Source organism: Burkholderia sp. APQ4-4ca, assembly GCF_057837105.1.
The window spans coordinates 19,612-41,195 of record NZ_JBYQCG010000247.1 but is presented as its reverse complement, the minus strand read 5'-3'; the positions used below and the strand labels follow the sequence as shown (position 1 = coordinate 41,195).

22 protein-coding genes are annotated in these 21,584 nt (G+C 66.2%); 11 read left to right on the top strand and 11 right to left on the bottom strand.

Annotated features, from left to right (window positions below):
• The 3 genes from AC3IFE_RS34765 to AC3IFE_RS34755 all read right to left on the bottom strand — a co-directional run.
• Positions 1 to 1,545 (bottom strand): GMC family oxidoreductase (locus AC3IFE_RS34765; RefSeq protein ID WP_489194992.1); only part of this gene is annotated, 1,545 nt, incomplete at its 3' end.
• 99 nt (positions 1,546 to 1,644) lie between these two features.
• Entirely contained in the window at positions 1,645 to 2,679 is a 1,035-nt protein-coding gene (locus AC3IFE_RS34760) for an ABC transporter substrate-binding protein (RefSeq protein ID WP_089470262.1), read from the bottom strand.
• A gap of 191 nt (positions 2,680 to 2,870) precedes the next feature.
• Positions 2,871 to 3,176, bottom strand: a complete 306-nt coding sequence (locus tag AC3IFE_RS34755) for a hypothetical protein (protein WP_489194990.1) — start codon at positions 3,174 to 3,176, stop codon at positions 2,871 to 2,873.
• Positions 3,177 to 3,599: 423 nt separating this feature from the next.
• On the opposite strand from AC3IFE_RS34755, the gene AC3IFE_RS34750 reads away from it, so the two are divergent.
• The 4 genes from AC3IFE_RS34750 to AC3IFE_RS34735 all read left to right on the top strand — a co-directional run bounded on the left by AC3IFE_RS34750 (position 3,600) and on the right by AC3IFE_RS34735 (position 7,698).
• Positions 3,600 to 4,127 carry a hypothetical protein gene (locus AC3IFE_RS34750; protein WP_489194988.1) on the top strand — a complete coding sequence of 176 codons (528 nt, stop codon included), beginning with the start codon at positions 3,600 to 3,602 and terminating at the stop codon, positions 4,125 to 4,127.
• Between the two features lie 249 nt (positions 4,128 to 4,376).
• Positions 4,377 to 5,666 carry an NAD(P)/FAD-dependent oxidoreductase gene (locus tag AC3IFE_RS34745; RefSeq protein ID WP_489194986.1) on the top strand — a complete coding sequence of 430 codons (1,290 nt, stop codon included), beginning with the start codon at positions 4,377 to 4,379 and terminating at the stop codon, positions 5,664 to 5,666.
• 17 nt (positions 5,667 to 5,683) lie between these two features.
• Positions 5,684 to 6,241 carry a helix-turn-helix domain-containing protein gene (locus tag AC3IFE_RS34740; RefSeq protein WP_089470257.1) on the top strand — a complete coding sequence of 186 codons (558 nt, stop codon included), beginning with the start codon at positions 5,684 to 5,686 and terminating at the stop codon, positions 6,239 to 6,241.
• Between the two features lie 110 nt (positions 6,242 to 6,351).
• On the top strand, positions 6,352 to 7,698 hold the full coding sequence (locus AC3IFE_RS34735) for a glutamine synthetase family protein (protein ID WP_489194984.1): 1,347 nt from the start codon (positions 6,352 to 6,354) through the stop codon (positions 7,696 to 7,698).
• A gap of 25 nt (positions 7,699 to 7,723) precedes the next feature.
• Here the strand turns inward: AC3IFE_RS34735 and AC3IFE_RS34730 are convergent, their stop codons facing one another.
• The 6 genes from AC3IFE_RS34730 to AC3IFE_RS34705 all read right to left on the bottom strand — a co-directional run bounded on the left by AC3IFE_RS34730 (position 7,724) and on the right by AC3IFE_RS34705 (position 13,425).
• On the bottom strand, positions 7,724 to 8,251 hold the full coding sequence (locus tag AC3IFE_RS34730; protein WP_489194982.1) for a GNAT family N-acetyltransferase: 528 nt from the start codon (positions 8,249 to 8,251) through the stop codon (positions 7,724 to 7,726).
• Positions 8,252 to 8,299: 48 nt separating this feature from the next.
• Positions 8,300 to 8,878, bottom strand: a complete 579-nt coding sequence (locus tag AC3IFE_RS34725) for a hypothetical protein (RefSeq protein WP_489194980.1) — start codon at positions 8,876 to 8,878, stop codon at positions 8,300 to 8,302.
• A 65-nt stretch (positions 8,879 to 8,943) separates the two neighbouring features.
• Positions 8,944 to 9,330 carry a lysozyme inhibitor LprI family protein gene (locus AC3IFE_RS34720; RefSeq protein ID WP_089470254.1) on the bottom strand — a complete coding sequence of 129 codons (387 nt, stop codon included), beginning with the start codon at positions 9,328 to 9,330 and terminating at the stop codon, positions 8,944 to 8,946.
• Between the two features lie 54 nt (positions 9,331 to 9,384).
• Positions 9,385 to 10,167 carry an N-acetylmuramoyl-L-alanine amidase family protein gene (locus AC3IFE_RS34715; protein ID WP_489194977.1) on the bottom strand — a complete coding sequence of 261 codons (783 nt, stop codon included), beginning with the start codon at positions 10,165 to 10,167 and terminating at the stop codon, positions 9,385 to 9,387.
• A gap of 124 nt (positions 10,168 to 10,291) precedes the next feature.
• Positions 10,292 to 11,911: an FAD-dependent oxidoreductase gene (locus AC3IFE_RS34710; protein ID WP_489194976.1), complete on the bottom strand. Its 1,620-nt coding sequence runs from the start codon at positions 11,909 to 11,911 to the stop codon at positions 10,292 to 10,294.
• Entirely contained in the window at positions 11,911 to 13,425 is a 1,515-nt protein-coding gene (locus AC3IFE_RS34705) for a polyamine aminopropyltransferase (RefSeq protein ID WP_489194974.1), read from the bottom strand. The genes AC3IFE_RS34710 and AC3IFE_RS34705 overlap by 1 nt, the downstream gene beginning before the upstream one ends.
• A gap of 121 nt (positions 13,426 to 13,546) precedes the next feature.
• Here AC3IFE_RS34705 and AC3IFE_RS34700 point away from each other — a divergent pair, with 121 nt between their 5' ends.
• From AC3IFE_RS34700 to speD, 5 genes are read left to right on the top strand one after another with little or no spacing between them, the layout of a single operon-like run.
• Positions 13,547 to 13,933, top strand: coding sequence for a DUF350 domain-containing protein (locus tag AC3IFE_RS34700; protein ID WP_006480820.1), 387 nt, complete (start codon positions 13,547 to 13,549; stop codon positions 13,931 to 13,933).
• 27 nt (positions 13,934 to 13,960) lie between these two features.
• Positions 13,961 to 15,001, top strand: coding sequence for an SPFH domain-containing protein (locus tag AC3IFE_RS34695; protein WP_489194972.1), 1,041 nt, complete (start codon positions 13,961 to 13,963; stop codon positions 14,999 to 15,001).
• Between the two features lie 9 nt (positions 15,002 to 15,010).
• On the top strand, positions 15,011 to 16,534 hold the full coding sequence (locus AC3IFE_RS34690; protein WP_489194970.1) for a DUF4178 domain-containing protein: 1,524 nt from the start codon (positions 15,011 to 15,013) through the stop codon (positions 16,532 to 16,534).
• Entirely contained in the window at positions 16,531 to 16,680 is a 150-nt protein-coding gene (locus AC3IFE_RS34685; RefSeq protein ID WP_179233498.1) for a hypothetical protein, read from the top strand. The genes AC3IFE_RS34690 and AC3IFE_RS34685 overlap by 4 nt, the downstream gene beginning before the upstream one ends.
• Positions 16,677 to 17,060 carry an adenosylmethionine decarboxylase gene (speD, locus tag AC3IFE_RS34680; protein WP_489194968.1) on the top strand — a complete coding sequence of 128 codons (384 nt, stop codon included), beginning with the start codon at positions 16,677 to 16,679 and terminating at the stop codon, positions 17,058 to 17,060. The genes AC3IFE_RS34685 and speD overlap by 4 nt, the downstream gene beginning before the upstream one ends.
• Before the next feature lie 267 nt (positions 17,061 to 17,327).
• Here speD and AC3IFE_RS34675 read toward each other — a convergent pair whose 3' ends face one another.
• Both AC3IFE_RS34675 and AC3IFE_RS34670 read right to left on the bottom strand, forming a co-directional pair.
• The gene (locus AC3IFE_RS34675; protein WP_489194966.1) at positions 17,328 to 18,215 is read right to left on the bottom strand and encodes a DUF4261 domain-containing protein; all 888 of its coding nucleotides are present in this window, start codon (positions 18,213 to 18,215) and stop codon (positions 17,328 to 17,330) included.
• Positions 18,216 to 18,362: 147 nt separating this feature from the next.
• Entirely contained in the window at positions 18,363 to 18,815 is a 453-nt protein-coding gene (locus AC3IFE_RS34670; protein ID WP_089470246.1) for a type II toxin-antitoxin system RatA family toxin, read from the bottom strand.
• A 191-nt stretch (positions 18,816 to 19,006) separates the two neighbouring features.
• On the opposite strand from AC3IFE_RS34670, the gene AC3IFE_RS34665 reads away from it, so the two are divergent.
• Positions 19,007 to 20,047 carry a bifunctional nicotinamide-nucleotide adenylyltransferase/Nudix hydroxylase gene (locus AC3IFE_RS34665; protein ID WP_489194965.1) on the top strand — a complete coding sequence of 347 codons (1,041 nt, stop codon included), beginning with the start codon at positions 19,007 to 19,009 and terminating at the stop codon, positions 20,045 to 20,047.
• Positions 20,048 to 20,120: 73 nt separating this feature from the next.
• Positions 20,121 to 21,554, top strand: a complete 1,434-nt coding sequence (locus tag AC3IFE_RS34660; RefSeq protein WP_089470245.1) for a nicotinate phosphoribosyltransferase — start codon at positions 20,121 to 20,123, stop codon at positions 21,552 to 21,554.
• The last annotated feature ends 30 nt before the right edge of the window (positions 21,555 to 21,584 follow it).

Sequence of the window (21,584 nt, the reverse complement as noted above, 5' to 3'; positions counted from 1 at the left end):
GTCCGATGCCGTGACGGCGAGCGGATCGTCGGCCGCTCCCATCCGGCACGTACCCGACGGATGCCATGTTCCGCCGACCGATCGCACGACGAATTCCGTCATTGCGGCGTCGTCCATCAGCAGTGTGTCGAGTGAAATGCGCGCCGTGACGACACGTTCGATGAGCGTTGCCCGCAGCGGTCCGGCGAAGTCGAGTAGTGCGCTCAGTGTCCCGCGCTGTATTGCGTTCCATGCGCCCGGGCGCGCTACGGATGCAACCCGCGTCGAGTAGCTCGAAGGAAAGTGTGGCCCGAGGGCTGCGGAAAAATTCGCGTCCGCCAGGGTGGCAGCCCCGAAGCGTACGGCACCCTTCAGCCGTTCGAGGTCGCGGGAATCCGAAAGCATCGAGAAGTCGACCGTCGGCTCGTCCTTCGCATGCCGCGACGCAAGCGTCACGCGGCCCCGCGAATACGACTTGTTCACCCAGAAGAACATCGTGCCGAGCCGATAGCCGACCGAGTGCCAGCCTGAGCGGGACAGAATCGCGCCGTGCATATCGCCCGCAGGCGTGCCGGGTAGTCCAGACGAGTACCGAACGATCGCTTGTTCGTGATGCTCGTCGGGAAACGGCGTGCGCATCGCGCGCGGCAAGAATGCCGACACGGCAATGGACGGATGCTCCATCAGATTGCGGCCCACGCCGTCGCGTGCCGCGACTATATCGATGCCTAACGCGGCGAGATTCTCCGCGGGACCGATGCCGCTGCGCATCAGGAGCGCCGGACTGTGCAGCGCACCGGAGCAGACGATGACTCGTTGTGCGCTCAACGTAATGTGTGTGCCGTCGGCGCCGCGCAGCTCGGCACCCGTCGCGCGGCGTCCTTCGAACCGGACGCGCTCAACGAACGAATCCGTGAGGACGGTCAGGTTGGAACGAGCGCGGGCGGCTGCATCGAGGTAGCAGACCGAGGTCGGGATGCGCTCGCCGGCGTCGCTGACAGCGATCGCGCCGACGAACGTGCCGTCCTCCCAAGCGCCATTCTGATCGGCGCGCAGCGGAAAACCGCGCCGCTCCAACGCGCCGATCGCACCCCGTACGAACGGCGAGAGCCGATCGTCGCGCGCGCGCCGAATCCGTATTGGCCCGTTCATGCCGTGTAGCGGGCCGGCGAGATCGCAGTCGGTCTCGAGTTTGACGAAGTAGGGCAGGCAGCTCGCCCAGTTCCAGCCCGATGCACCGAGCGATTCCCACTCGTCATAATCGCCGGGTGCCCCGCGATTGGCCATCAAAGCGTTGATCGCCGATCCACCGCCGAGCAACCGTCCCTGCTCGTAGCGGCGCGGCGCGGCGGGCCGGCTCATGCTCGCGTGCAGATGCCGCCAGATGTTGCGAGGGTCCAGGTATGCGCGGCCGGGATAGCGGCTTCGGATAGCGGTGGGCATCGACGCGTGTGTGAGGTCCCGGCCGGCCTCGACCAGACATACTGTTCGGTTTGCGTCCTCGGTGAGTCGAGCCGCAAGGACGCAGCCGGCCGAGCCGCCGCCGAGTATCAGATAGTCGTACATCGTGACGCTCGAAAAGGGGCAAAGCGGCCGCGCCCCGGCGCGGCGGTCATCGCACGGCGCGCGGCAGGGCACGCCCACCGTCGCCACGTGTCGACTGGTTTATTGCTGCATGAACTTCAGCCAGCGCGCCTTTGCCTGGACGCCCTGATCGGACGCCCACCAATCCTCTGACATCAACGCCTGCTTGCTCGCATTCTCGGGCGAGCTCGGCAACTCGCTTGCGCGTTTGGCCGAAATCTTGCCGGTCTTGTAGGCAGCCGGATTGCCGGGGCCGTAGTCGATATAGGTCGGAAGGTTGGCCTGCAGGTTCGGCGATACCGCAGCGTCGACGAAACGCACCGCATTCGCGAGGTTCGGCGCGTTCTTGAGGATGCACAGCTGCGTATTCTGCAAAATGCCGTCGTTGTAGGTGAACCCGATGTCGGGATTGTCTTTTGCGATCGAGCTCGCACGTCCATTCCAGATCATCTCCATATCCACTTCGCCGTCATGGAGCAGTTGTGCGGACTGGCCACCCGAGGTCCACCACACTGCGATACTGGGCTTGATCTGGGCGAGCTTCTTGAATGCGCGATCGACATCGAGCGGATAGAGCTTGTCGCGCGGCACGCCGTCGGCGAGCAGCGCGGCTTCGAGCACCGTCTGCGGGTCGTTGCGCAGCGCGCGCGTTCCGGGAAAATCCTTCACGTTCCAAAAGTCTGCCCAGCTTTGGGGCGGCTTCTTCAGGGCTTTCTTGTTGTAGCCGATGACCGTCGAATAGAACTCGTATGCGACCGAATAGGGCGTTCGATATTTTTCCGGGACCGACGCGGCATTCGGCATCTTCGAAAAATCGAGTTTCTCGAGCAGTCCTTCACGGCCGCCGCGCAGGCAATTCGAAGTGGGCGTGTCGACGACATCCCAGATCGGCTTGCCCGTCGCGCCCTGTGCTTTGATTTGCGGCCACGCATCCGGAATGCTGTCCTGCTTGATCGTGATACCCAGCTCTTTTGCGGCCGGATCCAATATCGCTTTTGTCTGCGCTTCCTGATAGGCGCCGCCTTGCGATACGAACGTGATTTGCCCGGCGGCAAGCGCGGAAACGCTGGTCGCACAACCGAGCGTAAGTGTTATGGCAACCGGACGCAGCTTCATCAGTTTTTTCACGGATCTTCCTCGACGCAGTTGAGCGAAAACATCGTTCGTAGTCTTGCCTGCCCTGTCGGTGCGGATGTGCGCCGCAAATCGGCACCTCATGTGTCGAATATAGTGAGCAAAATTGATGGCTACAACATCGAAATTGTTTGAGCCGGCATGCCAAAATGTAATGGCTGACGCGGGCTCATTCAGGCGTAAACCCGAACACGTCGGGTACCTATGGCAATAGCCGCGACGGCAATTGGTGGTGCTCGGTACGCACATTGATCCACCGGTGGCCGGTCGACGTTGTCGGTCAGTCTGCCGCCGTAGAGCAAATTAATTCTGTCTACATGAACGCCCCCTTTGCGCCAGGTTTTCGAGATATTGACGAACAGGATGGGCAGCGACGGGCGCCGGCTCAGCAGGCCGGCAATCGCACTCGTCGGCACGACGGCGCCGCGCGGTACCTCAAACCACGGCAGTACGCCGCGAATGGCCAGTTCGGCCGCCACGGCGGCATCGCGCGGCCGCCTGCACGAGCCAGTCGGCCCGTGCGATGCCGGAACGCGAACCACGTCGCGGCCAGCACGCTAGTGAGCGCGGTGGCGAGCGCCACGCGCAGCATCCGCGTGAGCGATGCGGACACGGGCGAGCGGCCACTCCGTAACGGCGTTCAGTGACGAGTGTGAGAAACGCGATCACCAGGCATGCGGCGCCAGCCGCGAGCGTGGGTTCGGGCGCGGCCATCGCGCGGATCAGCATCAACGGCGACCGCAGCAGCCACGCGCCGCAAGCGCGGCGGGGAGCACGGCGCCCGCGGTAACGGCCCGCGGCCGCCAGTCGTAGAGCAAATTAATTCTGTCACTCCAGAATCCCCACTGTTCAAGGCATGTGGCACCCGAGTTGACGACTTTATTGACGATGTCACCAAAATAATGTCGTCAACTCGCCTCAAATTCAAGCGCCGACTGACGCTGTTCCAACGCGGCGCCCCCGAACTGTGGCTGCTCATCGAAGCGGATCCGGCGGTCCAATCGTTTTGTGAGCGGCCGGGTTACGCGCAGCTCAGCGGACGGTGCTACCTCGCCGACTTTTGGGTCCGCTATGCCAACCGCGAAGAGTTAGTCATCCTTTTAGATTCGCTCGCGGAAATGCCGCAGCCAGCTGCGCGCCCTAATGACGAACTCAAGGGCATACCGATTCGTTTGGTGACATCAGCCGACCTCGCGGCCGCGCGCGTCTGGCTCGACAACTGGCGGCACATATTGCCCTGTCTGGTCGCGGCGCGCGGGTTGGTCTCGACTTCGCTCCTACGCGCAGTCGAAATTTTCGCGACGATACCGCATATCTTGCTCGAGATTGAGCGCGAGTTCTCGGTCGGCGATCCGGCGCTGGCCCGTGCGGCGGTTTTCGGGCTCTTGCGAGAGTGCTGGCATGCCAGCTCGGCATGCTGCAACGCATAAGCGATTTGTTCTTCGCTGAACTTTCTCTTCTTCACGACATGACCTCCTGGTCTTGGTGACAACGTCATGCCGGAATTTTCCACTTCCAAATGGGACAGTCTTGTGGACTCAGGTTAGGGTTGGTTTCAACTTGAACGAAAAAGATTCCAAGTTGAATGCATCTCGACAGTCGATCCCCCGCTTGCTCGTGTGAAATTGTCATGCTAGTTTTTCATGAAATTTCTCGGTGGAATTTTCACGGGAGTCCGCATGTTCGTGCAGTCCGACCGTCACGTCGCAAGCTACTACGCCGGCACCTACCCGGCGCCGATCCCGCATCGGCCGGCGCTGGACGAACGCGTCGACGCCGACGTGCTGGTCGTCGGTGCGGGCTTCAGCGGGCTGCATACGGCGCTGCGGCTCGCGCTTGCCGGCAAGCGCGTCGTTATGCTCGAAGCGAGCCGCGTCGCGTGGGCCGCATCGGGCCGCAACGGCGGACAGGCGCTGCTCGGCTGGTCGTGCGACATGCAGCCGCTCGAGGAGGCGCTCGGCCGCGACGGCGCGCGCCTGCTGTGGGACAGCATGCGCTGGGCGGCGGCCGAGGTGCGCGAACTGCCGGCGCGGCACGGTTTCGACATCGATTACCGGCCCGGCAGCCTGTGGGCCGCGGTGCGGCCGCGGCGCGTGGCGATGCTCGCGCAGACCCGCGACGAGGCCGCCGAGCGGTGGGGCTACGACCGGCTGCGCTTGATCGGCCGCGACGAGATGCCCGAATGGATCGGCGGCACGCGCTATCTCGCCGCACTCCACGATCCGGAGGCCGGCCACCTGAACCCGCTGAAGCTCGCGCTTGGCCTCGCGCAGACGATCGAGTGCGCGGGCGGCCGCATCTTCGAGCAGAGCCGCGTGCTCGACTGCCACGAGACGGCCGGCGGCCACGTCGCCCGCACGGCGCGCGGCGAAGTGCGGGCGGACGTGCTGGTGCTCGCCTGCAATGCGTACGTCGACCGGCTCGATCGCGACCTCGCGCGCCGGCTGCTGCCGGTCGGCACGTACCAGATCGCAACGGCGCCGCTCGCGCCCGACGTCGCGCATGCGCTGCTGCCGCGCAACAGCTGCGTGATCGACAACCAGTTCGTGCCCGACTATTTCCGCCTGAGCCCCGACAACCGGCTGCTGTTCGGCGGCGGCTGCACGTATCTCGGCGGCATCCCGGCCGATATCGCGGCGGCGACGCGCCCGCATCTCGAACGCGTGTTTCCGCAACTGGCCGGCGTGTCGCTCGACTACGCGTGGGGCGGTCACATCGACATCAGCATGCGCCGCACGCCGGACATCGGCCGCCGCGGGCAGCGCTTCTGGCTGCAGGGTTTTTCGGGGCACGGCGTGCTGCCGACGCTCGCTGGTGCGCGCGCGGTGGCCGACGCCGTGCTCGGCGACCCACACCTGCTCGCGCAGTACCAGCGCATCCGCAACCCGCGCTTTCCCGGCGGCGACCGGCTGGCCGCGCCGCTGGAGGCGATCGGCAAGGCCTGGTACCGCTTGCGCGATACCGTTTGATTGCACCGGAATCCATCATGAACGAACAGGAAGAGATAGAAAGTCTGGCGATCCTGATCCGCGACCTGCGCAAGCATCGCAAGGTCACGCTGAGCGATCTCGCCGAGCGGATCGGCCGCTCGGTCGGCTTTCTGTCGCAGGTCGAGCGCGGGCTGTCGCGTCCGACGGTCGCGGATCTCACCGCGATCGGCGAAGCGCTCGGCGTGCCGACCACGTATTTCTACAGCCTGAGCAAGCCGCGCAGCGTGCCGTGGGTCACGCGGCCCGACGAACGCCGTACCGTGCATTACGCGGCCGGCATTACCGACATTCTCGTGTCGCCGAACATGCGTTCGCGCTTCTCGATCCTCGAAAGCCATCTTGGGCCAGGCGCGAGCAGCGGCGATCGCCCGGTCGACGACAGCGACGAGCAGGGCGGCTTCGTGCTCGAAGGAGAACTGACGATCTGGATCGACGGCGACGACACGCCTGTCACGCTCGGCCCGAACGATGCATTTCAGCTTCCCGCGCACAAGCGCTTCCGGTATGCGAACCTGACCGACGCGCCGACGCGCGTGATCTGGGTATTCACGTGAGTTGAGCGCTCGACGGGGCGGGCGGCGTCGCCAGCCGTCGCGCCGTGCGCCACATGAATCCGGTTCGCCGCGTTGCGGCACCGCTCTACAAGACATGGAAAGGATGAGACATGGCTGACGTCGTTCCCGCGCTGGTCAGTGAAGTCCGCGCATTCCGGCAGGCGCACCCCGAGATCCGTTATGTCGACCTGATCTGCCTCGACCTGCCCGGGCATTTCTACGGAAAGCGCTATCCGATCGATGCACTCGAAAAAGTCGCGTCCGGCTCGCTGTTGAAGCAGCCGCAGAACTGCGTGCTGCTCGGCACGCAGGGCGGCCTCTACAAGATCGGCGATTACTGTTTCAACGACGGCGATCCCGACGCGCCGCGCCGCCTGATTCCCGGCACGCTGAAGCCCGTGCGCTGGGAGCGGCAGCCGCTCGCGCAGATGCTGATCAGCTCCGACGGCACCGATTCGCCGATCGAATTCGAGCCGCGGGAGGTGCTCGCGCGCGTGCTGCGTCGGTTCGCGGCACGCGGCATCCGGCCGGTCGTCGCATTCGAGCTCGAGTTCTACCTGTTCGCCGCGCAGCTCGAAGACGGGATGCCGCAGTATCCGCGCGACCGCCTGAGCGACGACCGCGACGACCAGCCCAACATGCATATCGAGCGCCTGTCGCGCTTCTCCGACGTGCTGCACGAGATGGTCGACGCCGCGTGCGAACAGGGCGTCGATGCGACGGTGATCACCGCCGAGCTCGGGCCAGGCCAGTTCGAGATCAACTTCGGGCATACCGATGACGCGCTGCGCGCGGCCGACTGGTCGGCGCTGTTCTGCCGCAGCACACGCGGCGTCGCGTTGCGGCATGGCTATCGTGCGAGCTTCATGGGCAAGCCGTATCTGCATGCACCGGGCAGCGGGATGCACGTGCACGTGAGCCTGTATGACGACGCGGGGCGCAACGTGCTTGCCGCGGACGGGCAGCGGCCGCTGCGGCACGCGGTGGCCGGCTGTCTCGCGTTGCTGCCGCATTGCATGCCGGTGTTCGCGCCGAATCACAATGCGTTTCGCCGTTACGGGTCGATGGTGAATGCCGCGAGCCGCGCGAGCTGGGGCTTCGAGGATCGCGACGCGTGCATCCGGATTCCGGAATCGGATGCACGCAACCTGCGGATCGAGCACCGGCTCGCGAGCGCGGATGCAAACCCGTACCTGGTGCTGGCGGCGATCCTGAGCGGGATGGAGCACGGGCTCGATGCGCGGCTCGAGCCGATCGCGCCGCTCAACGACGATCGCGGCAGCGGCATCGATTTTCGGAAGGAGATGCTGTCGGCGGTCGCGGCGATGCAGGATCATCCGGCCGTGCGCGAAGGACTCGGCAGCGAATTCGTGATGGTGTATTGCGAGAACAAGCGGCAGGAGGAAGTGGATTTTCGCAACGAGATCGGCGCGCGGGAGTATCGATGGTTTCTGTGATGGCCGTGCGCGTCGAAGCAGCCGGCTAGGGAAGTGCGCGCCAGTAGTGCACTTCCTCGATCGACATACCGTCGATCTCGAACGTCTTGATGTCGCGTTCGGCGACGAAACCTTCGCGTTCGTAGAACGCCCGTGCCCGACGGTTTCTGACCAGCACCCACAGCGACACCCACGCATGACCCGTGTCGTGCAGCGCTCGGCATGCATGGTCGACCAGCAACGCGCCGATACCTTGCCCGCAATGCGACGGATGCAGATAAATCGCTTCGATTTCGCCCCAGGCGCGATCCTTGTCGGTGTCGCGCGTCGGACCATATGCGATCCAGCCGGCCGGTGCGTGGTTCGTGAACGCGAGCGCGACGCGCGGCCGTCCTGCGTCGAATGCCTGGCGCCACGCGGCTGTGCGCTTTTCGACCGACAGGCCGGCGAGGAACGGCGCCGGCATGATGTCCGTGTAAGTGGCTTGCCACGACGCGACGTGGATGTCGGCGATGGCCGATGCATCGGCGACGGTGGCCGTGCGGATGTCGATCGTCGCCGTGTTCGGTGTCATGCGTGCTCCGTGATCGGTTGCCGTCTGCCGCGTGGCTGCCCGCCGGATTCATGCCGCCGGATCGAGACTGCCGTCGATGGCGAAACGGTAGTGGATGTCCACGTGCGATGCGTCGCCCGGGGCATCGGTTTTCTTCAACACGAACTCGAACGCGGGTTCGAACCAGCCGTCGCGCGCGATTTCTCCGCCGAGGATCTCGACGTCGTACCAGCCGTTGTCGATTTCAATGACGGGCCGGCCCGGTTCGCGATAGCGCGCAAGCAGCGCATTCACCGTCTCGTCGGTGAAACGTTCGAGAATGCGCCACGTGTAGAGCATCACCGCACGATGCTCGACGCGCAATACGTAACCGCCGCGCCGATGCTGCAGGCGGCTGCCTGCTTTCAGCAATTCGGGCGGGTCGTCGTCCAGCGTGAAGATGATCGTATATGGATGATTCTCGATGCCGGCCAGCGGAATGACGATGCCTTCCAGCACCGCGTGGTCGCCGCTGTCGCCGGTCGTGAACGCCGACGCGACGTCGTCCGGCAGCCCGTGTTCGTCCTTGTAGCGCTTCAGCAGCAGAAGATCGCCGACGAGAAAGTAGTCGATCAGATCGTTGAGGACTTCAGAGAATTCATGCCGCATCGTCGTTCCTTTCGAGCGGTGTGCCGTGCCGTGACATGCTTCGCGGCGCGGCACGCGTGGCGACCTTACTCCCCGAGCTTCGACGTCACGCACCCGGTGCTCGAGCATTCGCGCTCACGCTCGCGCAGGAACGACAGCCGCGACTGCGTCATGTCGTTCGCGCACTGGATATCGACGAGATAGCTGCTGCCGCGCGTCTCGCTGCACTGCGCGTCGCGTTGTTTCAGCCACGCGAGCTGGCCGGCCTTCAGCGTTGCCTGCTGGTCGCCGCTCAGTTGCTTGCGCAGCCGGCCGTATTCGTCGTTGAGATCGCGGTCGGATTGCGAGAACTGCGTGCTGGTGCAATACACCTGGTCGAACGCGCTGCGCGGCTTCCCGCAGCCGGCCGCGTGCGCGGCGAACGGAACGGCAAGCGCGAGCAACGCACAGGATGCGAGCAGATTCTTCTTCATGGTGAGTCTCCTGACTGGGTGAAAACCGGTGGATCCGACGGGCGATACCGTCGTTTATCTGGGTGTCGTACACGCGTCGATGCCGCCCGCGATCGCGGCGGACAGGCGCTGGATCGTCTCGCGCCGCGCGAGCCGCGCTTCTTCGTCCGGATTGACGATCACGCCGGCTTCGACGAGCACGGCCGGAATCGGCGCGGTGCGCAGCACGACGAGATCGTCGAAGCGATGGATGCCGAGTGGCGGGTCGATCAGCGGACGGTTCTCGCCCTTGATCGGCTGCGCGTGATACAGCGACGGCCGTTCGCCGGCCGCCACCAGCCGTTCGGCGATCGCCTTCGCGCAACGCAGGCTTTCCGCATAGTGCGGATTGCGTTCCGACACGAACACCGAGAAGCCGCGGAATTCGCGCTGCCGGCCCGCGTCGATGAACTGCTGCTGCATCGAGTCGTGATGGATCGACACGAACAGGTTCGCATCGGGCGCCTGTGTCGAGCGCTGATCGAGCTTGATCTCGCGGCCGTCGGCCGACGTGCGCAGCACGCGGTCGCCGTGCGCGGCGAGTTGGGCCGCGACCGCGCCGGACAGGTCGAGGTTGTACAGATATTCGACGCGGCCGCTCGCGCCGGTGGAGCCCGGGTGCGCTGGCGTATGGCCGGTGTCGACGACGATGTAGCGCCCGCTCGCGGGTTCTGTGACGGAAGCGCCGGCAGCACCGCGAATATCGGCGGTGTCGGCCGCGTGCAGCGCCAGCGGTGCGCCGAACAGCGGGGCGCACGCGAGCACGCGCGCGGCGGCGCGCACGAGCGGGTGAAGGCGTCGGAAGGTTCGGTTCGTCATTGTTGTTGTCGAGAAGGGCGTGCGGCGCGTCGAACGGCGCGCCACCGTCGGCCTGCTCAATGCAGTCGGAATGTCGCGCGATTATAGCCGGTGGCGGCGACGCCGCAATGACGAACGGCGGTCGTCAGACCAGCACGCGCCGGGCCGCCAGCATGCCCCAGTACGACGCTTCCTCGAACAGCGACAGCCCGGAGAGGTCGGCATGCGCGAACACGACGGGGCCGTCGGCATCGCGCAGCGCGAGCAGCCCCGGCCGGCTCAGGAAGCCGACGTCGGGCGTGGCCATCGCATGGCCGCGCACGGTGATCTCGAGCGCGCTCGCGTGCTTCCACAGCTCGCGGCCGTACACGGCCTGCAGGTCGGTTGCCGCCTGCTCGCGCAACGCGTCGGGCTTCGCCTGCGCGAGCCAGCGGCGCGTGTCGTCCGGCGTTTGCGTGCTCAATGCCTGATAGGCGGAGAACACGGAGCGCGTCGGCGGCGACATCCGGATCAACTGGTGCGTCGACACGACATAGCCGAGACCCGCGCCGTCGTAGACGACGTTGTCCCACGCGAGCGGCACGCCGGCTTCCTCGGCCGGCATGCCGTCGAGCAGGAAGTTGGACACGAGCCACGGCGCGCGCGGCGGCAGGTCGCGCGCGGGTTCGAAGCCGTACGCGGCAAGCTGCGGAAACACGCGCGCCGCGACGAACAGCGGCATCGCGCATACGACCCGGCGGGCCTTGAGCGTGAACGTCGACAGCGCGCCGTCGTGGCCGACGCGGGCGCACAGCACGTCGACGCCGCCCGCGCGTTCGGTCGCGCGCACCGCGAAGCCGTCCCGCGACCATGCGTTCGAGCCGGTGCGCGCGGCGATCGAATCGCTCAGCTTCGTCACCATCGTGTGCAGCCCGTCGGGCCAGGTCAGCACCGCGCCGTCGCCCGCATCGCCCGCATGGCCGCCGCGCGACGAAAAATAGTGCAGGCCGGCCCACGCGGACACGTGCTCGTATCCGGCGCCGTAATCGTCGCGGCAGCAGTAGTTCAGATACCAGTGCAGCGCCTTCGCGGTGTAGCCCTCGTCGCGCAGCCACTGGCGAAACGAGCGCCGGTCGAGTGCGCGCCAGCGCGGGTCACGCGACGATTCCGCGATCGGGATGCAGAACACCTTGCGGCCGTCGGCGCCGCGCGCGGTGCGCAGCCCGTCCGTGTACGCGAAGAAGCGCGCCTGCTGCGCGAGTGCGTCGGCGTCGAGGCCGGCAGTCGGCACGATGCCGTCCTGCCACTGCCCGCCGATGAACAGCCGTTCGTCGGGGGCATGGACGAGGGCCCGCTCGTCGTACACGGGCCGCGCGGAGAACGGCGCGAATTCGATCACGCCGAGATCGGCGAGCATGTCGCGCAGATGCGCGGATTCGAGCGACGGCAGCGGCAGATAGTGCGCGCCCTTCGGATAGCCGAGCCCGCCGAAGCGCCCGCCGGCCGCGTTGCCGCCGAATTCGGGGCCGGCGAGCACCGTGAAGCGCTTGTGTCCCGCGCGCGCGAGCTGCCATGCGCACGACAGCCCGGCCGCGCCGGCGCCGAGGATCGCGACATCCGTCTCGATCGTGGCGGACGGCGGCGGCAGCGTGGCATGGTCGCGCAACGCGTGGCCTTCGCGCATGCCGGGATAGCCGACCTGCGGCGTCGTCTCGATCCAGCCGCTGCGCCCGCAGGCAGCGAGCGACGCGGCAGCCGACGCGACGAGGAACGTGCGACGGTCCATCAGCGCAGCACGTGCTTCCAGTCGTCGTCGAAGCGGCGCACGAGCGGCTGGTCGTTGAGTTCGTTCGGCGACATCGGCAGCGCCGGCATGTCGGCCGGAAAGTGGAACATCTCGGCGGCCGTTTGCGCATCGAGCCAGCGCGTCGGCACCGAGTAGTGCGTCGGCACCGTGAAATCGCGGCGCTTGCCGGCGATCACGAAGCCCCAGTCGCCGAACGACGGCACGTAGCAGTGGTACGGCCACGTGTTGAGCCCGGCTTCGCGCAGCGTCGCTATGATGGTCCAGTACGCGTGCGGCGCGAAATACGGCGACGTCGACTGGATCACCGTGTAGCCGTTCTCCGACAGGTGCCGCGCCAGCAGCCGGAATACGGGCACCGAATACAGGCGGCCGAGCCCGAAGTTGGTCGGATCGGGGAAGTCGACGACGATCGCGTCGTACACGTCGGCATTCGATTCGAGCCAGCGCACCGCGTCGTCGTTGATCACCTGCACGCGCGGGTCCTTCAGCGCGCCCTGGTTCAGCTTGACGAGTGGTGCCGACGTCGAGAACAGCTTCGTCATCGCCGGATCGAGATCGACGAGCGTGATCCGTTCGAGATGGCGATGCTTGAGCAGTTCGCGCACCGCGAGGCCGTCGCCGCCGCCCAGCACGAGCACGCGCTTCGCCCACGGCAGCGCTTCGATGGCCGGATGGATCAGCGCTTCGTGATAGCGGTGCTCGTCGCGCGACGAGAATTGCAGGTTGCCGTTCAGGTACAGCCGCATGTCGTCGTGCCACTGCGTGAGCACGATGCGCTGGTACGGCGTCGTTTCCGAATAGATCGTCTCGTCGCCGTACACGCCGTGTTCGGCCCAATGCGTGATGCGCTCCGACAGCACGAACCCGGCGATCAGCAGCCCGATCACGAGCGACGCGCGCATCAGCTTGCCGCGCACGTTGCGGATTTCGTCGCGGAACAGGTGCGTCGTCCACAACGCGACGAAGGCGTTCAGGAGACCGAACAGGAAACTCGTGCGCAGCAGGCCGAGACGCGGCGCGAGCACGAGCGGGAAGATCAGCGACACGGCGAGCGAGCCGAGATAGTCGAAGGTCAGCACCTCGCTGACGGTATGGCGGAACGCCTGGCGCCGCTGCTGGAACGCGCGCATGACGAGCGGGATTTCCATTCCGATCAGCAGGCCGAGCGCGAGCACCAGTGCGTAAAGCGCCGCGCGAAACGGCGCGGCGAGCCAGGCGAACACGACGAACAGCAGCGCGGCCGATACGCCGCCGAGCAGGCCGACGAGCAGTTCGATGTCGACGAAGCGGTCGAGCACGTCGTCGTCCTCGATGAACTTCGCGAGCCACGAGCCGATCCCCATCGCGAACAGGTAGCAGCCGATCACCGACGAGAACTGCAGGATCGAATCGCCGAGCAGGTAGCTCGACAGCGCGCTGCTGATCAGTTCATAGCCGAGCCCGCACGACGCGAGCACGAGAATCGACAGGACGAGCGCACGCTTATGCAGCATCGCGCATCCGTTGTGCAGTGTTCGGCAATCTGGATATACTGGCGCGGATTTTCGTCTGGCGGCCCCGCGCGGGCCGACCGGCGACGGGGCGGCGAACCGAGCACAAAATCCGAGGAAAAGAATGAATAGTGCCTATCTTTATGCGGTTCATTTACTGTCGGCGTTCGTGCTGCTGCTTGTGTTCGCGGCAGTGTACCTGAAGGTCACCCCGTTCGACGAACTCGCGCTGATCCGCGACGGCAACGCGGCCGCGACGCTGTCGTTCGGCGGCGCGCTGATCGGTTTCTGCCTGACGCTCGCGTCCAGCATCGCGCACAATTCGACGCTCGGCGAAGTCGTGATCTGGGCCGTCGGCGCGATGATCGTGCAACTGATCACCTACGCGGTGCTGACGCGCGTGATGCCCGGCATGAATCATGCGATCGAGGATCGCAACGTCGCGATGGGCGGCCTGATGGGCACCGCGTCGCTCGTCGTCGGCATCATCAATGCCGCCTGCCTGACCTGACGCGCCACGCGTTTCGAGGAGACCGACATGAGTCTGGGTTCATTCATCCGCAAGCAGTTCATCGACGTCCTGCAATGGACGGAAGACACCGACGGCGTGCTGGCCTGGCGCTATCCGATGGAAGACCAGGAAATCCAGTACGGCGGCAAGCTGACCGTGCGCGAAACGCAGGTCGCGATCTTCGTCAACGAAGGCAAGGTCGCCGACGTGTTCCAGCCGGGCCTCTATACGCTGGAAACGCGCACGCTGCCGGTGCTCACGAACCTGAAGAACTGGGACAAATTCTTTCAGTCGCCTTTCAAGTCGGACGTCTACTTTTTCAGCACGCGGCTGCAACTGGGCCGGCGCTGGGGCACCGCGCAGCCGGTGACGATCCGCGATCGCGAATTCGGCTTCGTGCAACTGCGCGCGTTCGGCATCTACTCGTACCGGATCGTCGATGCGGCCGCGTTCCATCGCGAGGTCAGCGGCACGCGCGCGGTGTATACGGTCGACGATCTCGAGCAACAACTGCGCAATCTGGTCGTCACCGCGATGAGCACGACGTTCGGCTCCGCCGACGTGCCGTTCGTCGACATGGCCGCGAACCAGTCGCTGCTGTCGCAGCGCGTCGCCGACGCGCTGGTGCCGGTGTTCACGCGCTACGGGCTTGCGCTCGACGCGTTCGCGGTCGAGAGCGTATCGCTGCCGGCCGAGCTGCAAAAGGCGCTCGACTTGCGGATCGGAGCGGGGATGGCCGGCGATCTCGCGCGCGCCACCCAATACCAGACCGCGCAGGCGATTCCGCTCGCCGCGCAGAACCCGGGCGGCATCGCCGGGGTCGGCGCGGGGCTGGCCGCCGGTGCGGCGATCGGGCAGGCGATGGCCGGCCAGATCGCGGGCGCCGCGCAACCGGCGCAAGCTGTGCCGCCCGCGCCCGTTGCGGCGCCGGTGGCCGCGGCAACGGCCGAGGGCACCGATTACGTGCAGCGGCTCGAGCAGTTGAAGGCGCTGCTCGACAAGGGCCTCGTGACCGAAGACGACTATTCGCGCGCGAAGGCCGAGATCCTCGCGAAGCTCACGCGGTAAGCGTCACGCATGTTCCGTACCTCGTGCCCCCAATGCGGCGCGCCGGTCGAGTTTCGCTCGGCCGCGGCGGTGATGGCCGTCTGCGCGTTCTGCCGCAGCACGCTGCTCAAGCGCGGCGCCGACGTCGAGCGCATCGGCGAACTGGCCACGGTGCTCGACGATGCATCGCCGATCCAGATCGGCACGGCCGGGCGCTACGGCAACCGCGCGTTCACGGTGCTCGGCCGCATCCAGATGACGTACGACGCCGGTGCGTGGAGCGAATGGTACGTCGTGTTCGACGACGGCGCGTTCGGCTGGCTGTCGGATGCGTCGGGCCAGTATGCGATCACGGTGCGCGAACCCGACGATGCGGCAGGCGGCGCATGGCCCGCATTCGGCACGCTCGACCCGGGCATGCGGATCGACCACGGCGGCCGTGCGTATCTGGTATCCGACGTGCGTACCGCACGCTGCACGGGCGGCGACGGCGAGTTGCCGTTCCGTGTCGATGCCGGCTGGGAGGCGCGCGTCGTCGACCTGCGCACCGGCAATGCCTTCGCGACCTACGACTATTCCGACGCCGAGTCGAACGGCGGCATCCCGGCCGTCTATTCGGGCGAGGCGCTGGAATTCGATGCGCTCGCGTTCACGGGATTGCGCGATACCGAAAACGATACGCGCGAGAAACGCGGCGCCGAGATGGTGCCGTTTGAGTGCCCGAGCTGCGGTGCGCCGCTTGCCTATGCGCCGAACGTGGCCGACTACGTCGTGTGCGGCAGTTGCCATGCGGGCGTGCAGTGCACGGCCGAGCAGCAAACCGTGTTCGCGGCGCAGCGCAAGCTCGAATCGGTGAAGGGCGCGCTCGAACTCGGCGCGATCGGCACGTTCGACGGCGTGAAGTACACGGTGATCGGCATGATGCGCTGTCGCGTGCCGGACGATGCCGAGACCTGGGACGAATACCTGCTGCTGAACCCGAAGCGCGGCTTCCTGTGGCTCGTGCAAAGCGAAGGGCGCTGGGAGCGCGTGCAGGTGCTCGACCACTGGCCGACGATCGGCAGCGAATCCAGCGTGACCGATGGCGGCAAGACCTACCGTTTGCGCGAGGAATACGAATCGGAGGTCGTCTACGTGGTCGGGGCATTCAACTGGCGCGTGCAGGCGGGCGACCGCACGGCGATCGTCGACTACGGCTGGCAGAAGGACAAGCTGACGCGCGAGCGCAGTGACGCGGAGATCGTCTGGTCGCGTGCGCGGCCGCTGTCGGGCAGCGCGCTCGCCGAGCGTTTCGGCACGCCGGCGCTGGCAACGGCCACCGCGGCTGCCGCGGGCGCCAGCGGCGCCACCGGATCGATGGGCCTGTTCGGCAGGAAGGGGCCGCACAGTTTCGCGCCGCTGCCGTTCATGTTCAGCGCGTTGCTCGTGATCTTCAACCTGGGCTCGCTGTTCTCGTTCACCGGACGCTCCGTCTACGTGCTGGTCGGCCTGCTGGTGCTGTGGCTGCCGGAATGGCTGTGGGCGCGGTTTGCGTCGGACGGGGGCAACGCGTGATCCGCTACATCCTCTATGGCATCTACGGGCTGATCGTCGTCACGCTATTCAGTTGCGCGTCGCTCGGCGGCGGCGGTTCGGGCGGCGGCGGGTGGGGCAGTTCGTCGGCGCGCAGCGGCTACTCGTCGTACGGGTCGCACAAATGACCGCGCGCGACGGGATCGCGCCGCCGTGCGCGACACTCGGCTCGCACGTGCTGGCCGACCTCGCCGGCATCGACGCGGCGCTGCTGCGCGACGCCGCGCGGCTCGAGGCGATCCTCACCGACGCGGCGCAACGGGCCGGCGCGCGCGTGATCGGCGCGCACTTCCATCACTTCGGCGGCGAGCATGGCGTGACGGGCGTCGTGCTGCTGGCGGAGTCGCACATCACGATCCATACGTGGCCCGAGCATCGCTTCGCGGCCGTCGACGCGTTCATGTGCGGCGCGGCGCGCGCGGCCGATGCGGTCGATGCGATCGCCACGGCGCTCGGCACGCACGCGCAGGTTCGGCAGCAGGTGGCGCGCGGCGGCTTGCCGGCTTGAATACGCATTTCGCACCTGGGTCGTCAACGCGGCAGCGATGTTGCGCCGCGAAGCGGGCGCGGAAACGTTCGTGACGCGCTAGCGTTCGAACCGGAACGTCGACAACGACAGGCCGATCACGGCCAACGTGAGCGCAACGCGAATGCCGAACATGGGCATCTCCTTATCGGGGGAGCGAGCGACTGTCACGCAGCCGTCATTTGCCGTGGCGGCGCGCGGATCGGTTAGAGAGCATTCGACCCCGCACGCCGTGCGTCAATGTGCGTCTCAGCGATTGATTTCGCTCGCCGAGATCAGCTCGGCCACCAGCACTTGTGCGGGCCCTTGCAGGTAGTACTCGCTCTCGAGCGGCTCGCGCAGCTTCATGAACGTTTCCGTGCCGACCTGCATCGTTTCGCCCGCATGCATCCGCGCGCCGCTGTCCAGCAGGTAGTGCATCACATTGTTGAAGATGCCGGAGTAGCGTTCGCCTTCGTGATGGCCCGCCGCGAGCGCGGCGAAATCGGGCAGGCCGAACACGTCGGCGCCGTAGGTGCGCATCCACACGCCTTCGACGCCTTCGACCTCGTATTTCACGAAGCCGCAGAAGAACAGGTTCAGCGGGATGTCGCGCAGCACGTCGAGGCTTTCTTCGCCGAGCTCCTTCGCGTTGAAGACGCCGGCCGGCAACGACGTGTGCGCGTGCTCGTTCAGCACCGCGACGCCGTTCTGTTCGGCCAGCGCGCCGGCGACGGCCGCCAGCGCGACATACTGGTCGAGCGGATTTGCTTCATGTCCGGCGTAATAGAGGATCACGTGGCTGCGGCTCGCGCGTACCTGCTGCTTCAGGTCCTGCCCGTAGTGGGCGGGCGCGACGCAGGTTTCCAGCGCGTCGGACGGATAGGGCGCATCGAAGCCGACCAGCCGGACGACGTGGTTGCCCCAGCCGGCGAGCCCGAATACCTGCTCCAGCGTCGGCTCGGTTTCGACGCGTGCCTGCTTCATGCTCGGGTGGTACGCGCGCAGCGCAGCCGTCAGTGCGGCGATGTCGACCTGCAGCGGACCGTCGAAGACGACCGCCACGCTCAGCGGATTCTCGACGTCGGGTGCCGCGACCAGCGCGACGGGGTTTTCGGGCGTTTCCTTGCGGCCAAAGAATCGGGATATCAGGCTCATCGGATTATGTTTGTGTCGATGCCGTTACAGGGAGCGTGCCCTGTTCTCTCGGTCAGGGCATGCCGTCGGGATGACGGTGGCCCGTAGTTTCCCCGGCTTCGGCGAATCTGGCAAATATCCGATGGCGCGAGCGCCGGCGCATGCCGATCAGCGCGGCAGCGCTTCCGCCTCGGCCCAGCGCTTGAACGAATCGAGACGCCGGCGCGTCTGCACGAGATAGAACGCGCCGATCAGCGGTTCGAGCAGCCAGCGCAGCCAGGACGGCTGCGCACGGAAGTGGTACGTGAACTTCACCTCGGTCGACCCGGGCGTGCGCTCGGTGAAGTTCCAGCTGCCGCTGAAGCGTTCGAGCACTTTCGGCCCTTCGACCATTTCGACGGCGGCGACCTGCGGCGGACGGTACGAGATGTAGCGCGACACCATCGTCGCGCCCGACTGGCTGCGGCAGAACGCGTCGACGCCGACATCGGCGGTCGTTCCGTCGAGCAGATAGGCATCGATGAGAAAACTGTCCCACACGAGTCGCCGGCCGTAATCCTGCGACCACGTGAACAGGCGTCTGCGATCGACGCCGACGGTCCGGCTGACTGAGATCCTCATGAGGGCGGGTGCCAGGGTTCGGATTGGGATGCAGTCGAGTGTACCGCGCCAATAACCTGTGTTTCGTCAGACTTCGTCAAGTCGAGCGTGCGCTCGAATGGGATCGATTGACGCACCTCGGGAATTCCCCTAGGATTTGTCTCAACCCTTCGGGACAGACCCGGAGCGTTTCAATCTCTTGAGGGAGCCTCATGAGCACGCAACAGAACCGGCGCTTCGACGCGCTCGTTTTCATTGGTCGTTTCCAGCCTCCGCATCGTGGTCACCTGAACGTGCTGAAGTCGGCGCTGAGCCGCGCGGAGCGCGTGTGCGTGCTGATCGGATCGACCGACAAGCCCCGCACCATCAAGGATCCGTTCTCGTTCGACGAGCGCCGCCAGATGCTGGCTTCGCTGCTCGACGCGTCCGAGCGCGACCGCGTGACGATCGCTCCGCTGCAGGATTCGACCTACAACGACGGCGACTGGGTGCGCTGGGTGCAGGATGCGGTGGCCGGCGCGCTCGGCGACGTCGCGCAGCGCAAGGTCGGGCTGATCGGCCACGAGAAGGACGCCACGTCGTATTACCTGCGGATGTTCCCGCAATGGGAGCTCGTCGACGTCGACGCGACGGAAGACATTTCCGCTACCGAGATCCGCGAACAGTATTTCGCCGAACGCACCAACAGCTTCGTGCAGTGGGCCGTGCCGGAACCCGTGTTCGGCTGGCTCGAGCGGTTCCGCACGCAGCCGGAATTCGCGCAACTGAAGTCGGAAGCCGAATTCATCGCCGCGTATCGCAAGGCCTGGGCGGCCGCGCCGTATCCCGTCACGTTCGTGACGGTCGACGCGGTGGTCGTGCACTCGGGGCATATCCTGCTCGTGCGCCGCCGCAGCGAACCGGGCCGCGGCCTGTGGGCGCTGCCGGGCGGTTTCGTGAACCAGGACGAACGGCTCGATGCGGCGTGCATTCGCGAGCTGCGCGAGGAAACCGGCCTCAAGCTGCCGGAGCCCGTGCTGCGCGGTTCGATCAAGGATCGCCAGGTGTTCGATCACCCGACGCGTTCGCTGCGCGGCCGCACGATCACGCACGCGTGCCTGTTCAACTTCCCGACCGGCGAGCTGCCGCGCGTGAAGGGCAGCGACGACGCCGACAAGGCGCGCTGGGTTCCGCTCAACGAATTCGCGCAGATGCGCAACGTGATGTTCGAGGATCACTTCGACATCGCGTATCACTTCCTGGGGAAGCTGTGACGCGCTGATTCCCCGCATTCGGTCCGCCGCGACAGACGCGGCGGCACTTCAACGGCCTAGAGGAGCTCTAGCCATGCAAAACGATCCCGGCGGCTTTGCCGCGGTTCTCGCCAATCCGGTTCTCAACACGGATTCGTACAAGGCCTCCCACTTCCTGCAATATCCGCCGGACGCATCGGCGATGTTCTCGTACGTCGAATCGCGCGGCGGCCGCTACGACCGCACGCTGTTCTTCGGGCTGCAGATGCTGCTGAAGGAGTACCTGTGCAAGCCGGTCACGCACGCGATGATCGACGACGCGCGCGACTTCTTCACCGTGCACGGCGAACCGTTCAACGAAGCCGGATGGCGTCATATCGTCGAGCACTACGACGGCTATCTGCCGGTGAAGATCCGCGCGGTGCCGGAAGGTTCGATCGTGCCGGTGCACAACGTGCTGATGACGATCGAATGCGACGATCCTCAGGTGTTCTGGCTCGCGTCGTATCTCGAGACGATGCTGTTGCGCATCTGGTATCCGGTGACGGTGGCGACCCGCAGCTGGCACCTGCGGCAAACGATTCGTCGCTTCCTCGACAGGACCGACGACGATCTCGCGCAACTGCCGTTCAAGCTGCACGACTTCGGTGCGCGTGGTGTGTCGAGCGCGGAATCGGCCGCGATCGGCGGCGCCGCGCACCTGGTGAGTTTCATGGGTTCGGACACGGTGCTCGGCGTGCTGGCCGCGAACCGCTTCTATCGCGAGCCGATGGCCGCCTACTCGGTGCCGGCGGCCGAGCACAGCACGATAACGTCGTGGGGGCGCGAAGGCGAGGCCGATGCGTATCGCAACATGATCAGCCGCTTCGGTTTGCCGGGCGCGATCGTATCGGTCGTATCGGACTCCTATGACCTGTTCGCCGCGCTCGATCTGTGGGGCGGCGAACTTCGGCAGGCGGTGATCGATTCGGGCGCGACGCTCGTCGTGCGTCCCGATTCCGGCGACCCGGTGACGATCGTGCTGCAAACGGTGCGGGCGCTCGACGCATCGTTCGGGTCGACCGTGAACGGCAAGGGGCGGCGCGTGCTGAACCATGTGCGCGTGATCCAGGGCGACGGCGTCGACGAACAGTCGATCGAAGCGATCCTCGCCGCGCTCGACGATGCGGGCTACGCGGCCGGCAACGTGGTGTTCGGCATGGGCGGTGCGTTGTTGCAGCGCGTGAATCGCGATACGCAGCGCTTCGCGATGAAGTGTTCGGCGATCCGGCGCGGCGGCGTGTGGCACGATGTCCGCAAGGATCCGGTCACCGATCAGGGCAAGCGCTCGAAGCAGGGGCGACTCACGTTGCTGCGCAATTGGCGCACCGGCGAGTATCGGACGGTGACGCTGCCCGTTGCGTGGGACGATCGTGCGCTCGAAGGCGAATGGGACGAGGCGCTCGAGACGGTGTTCGACACCGGGCGTCTGCTCGTCGATACGTCGTTCGCGGAGGTCAGGGCGAGGGCGCACGCGGGGGAGGTGTGACGCAGGCGGTGGGGCAACCCGCCGCGGCAC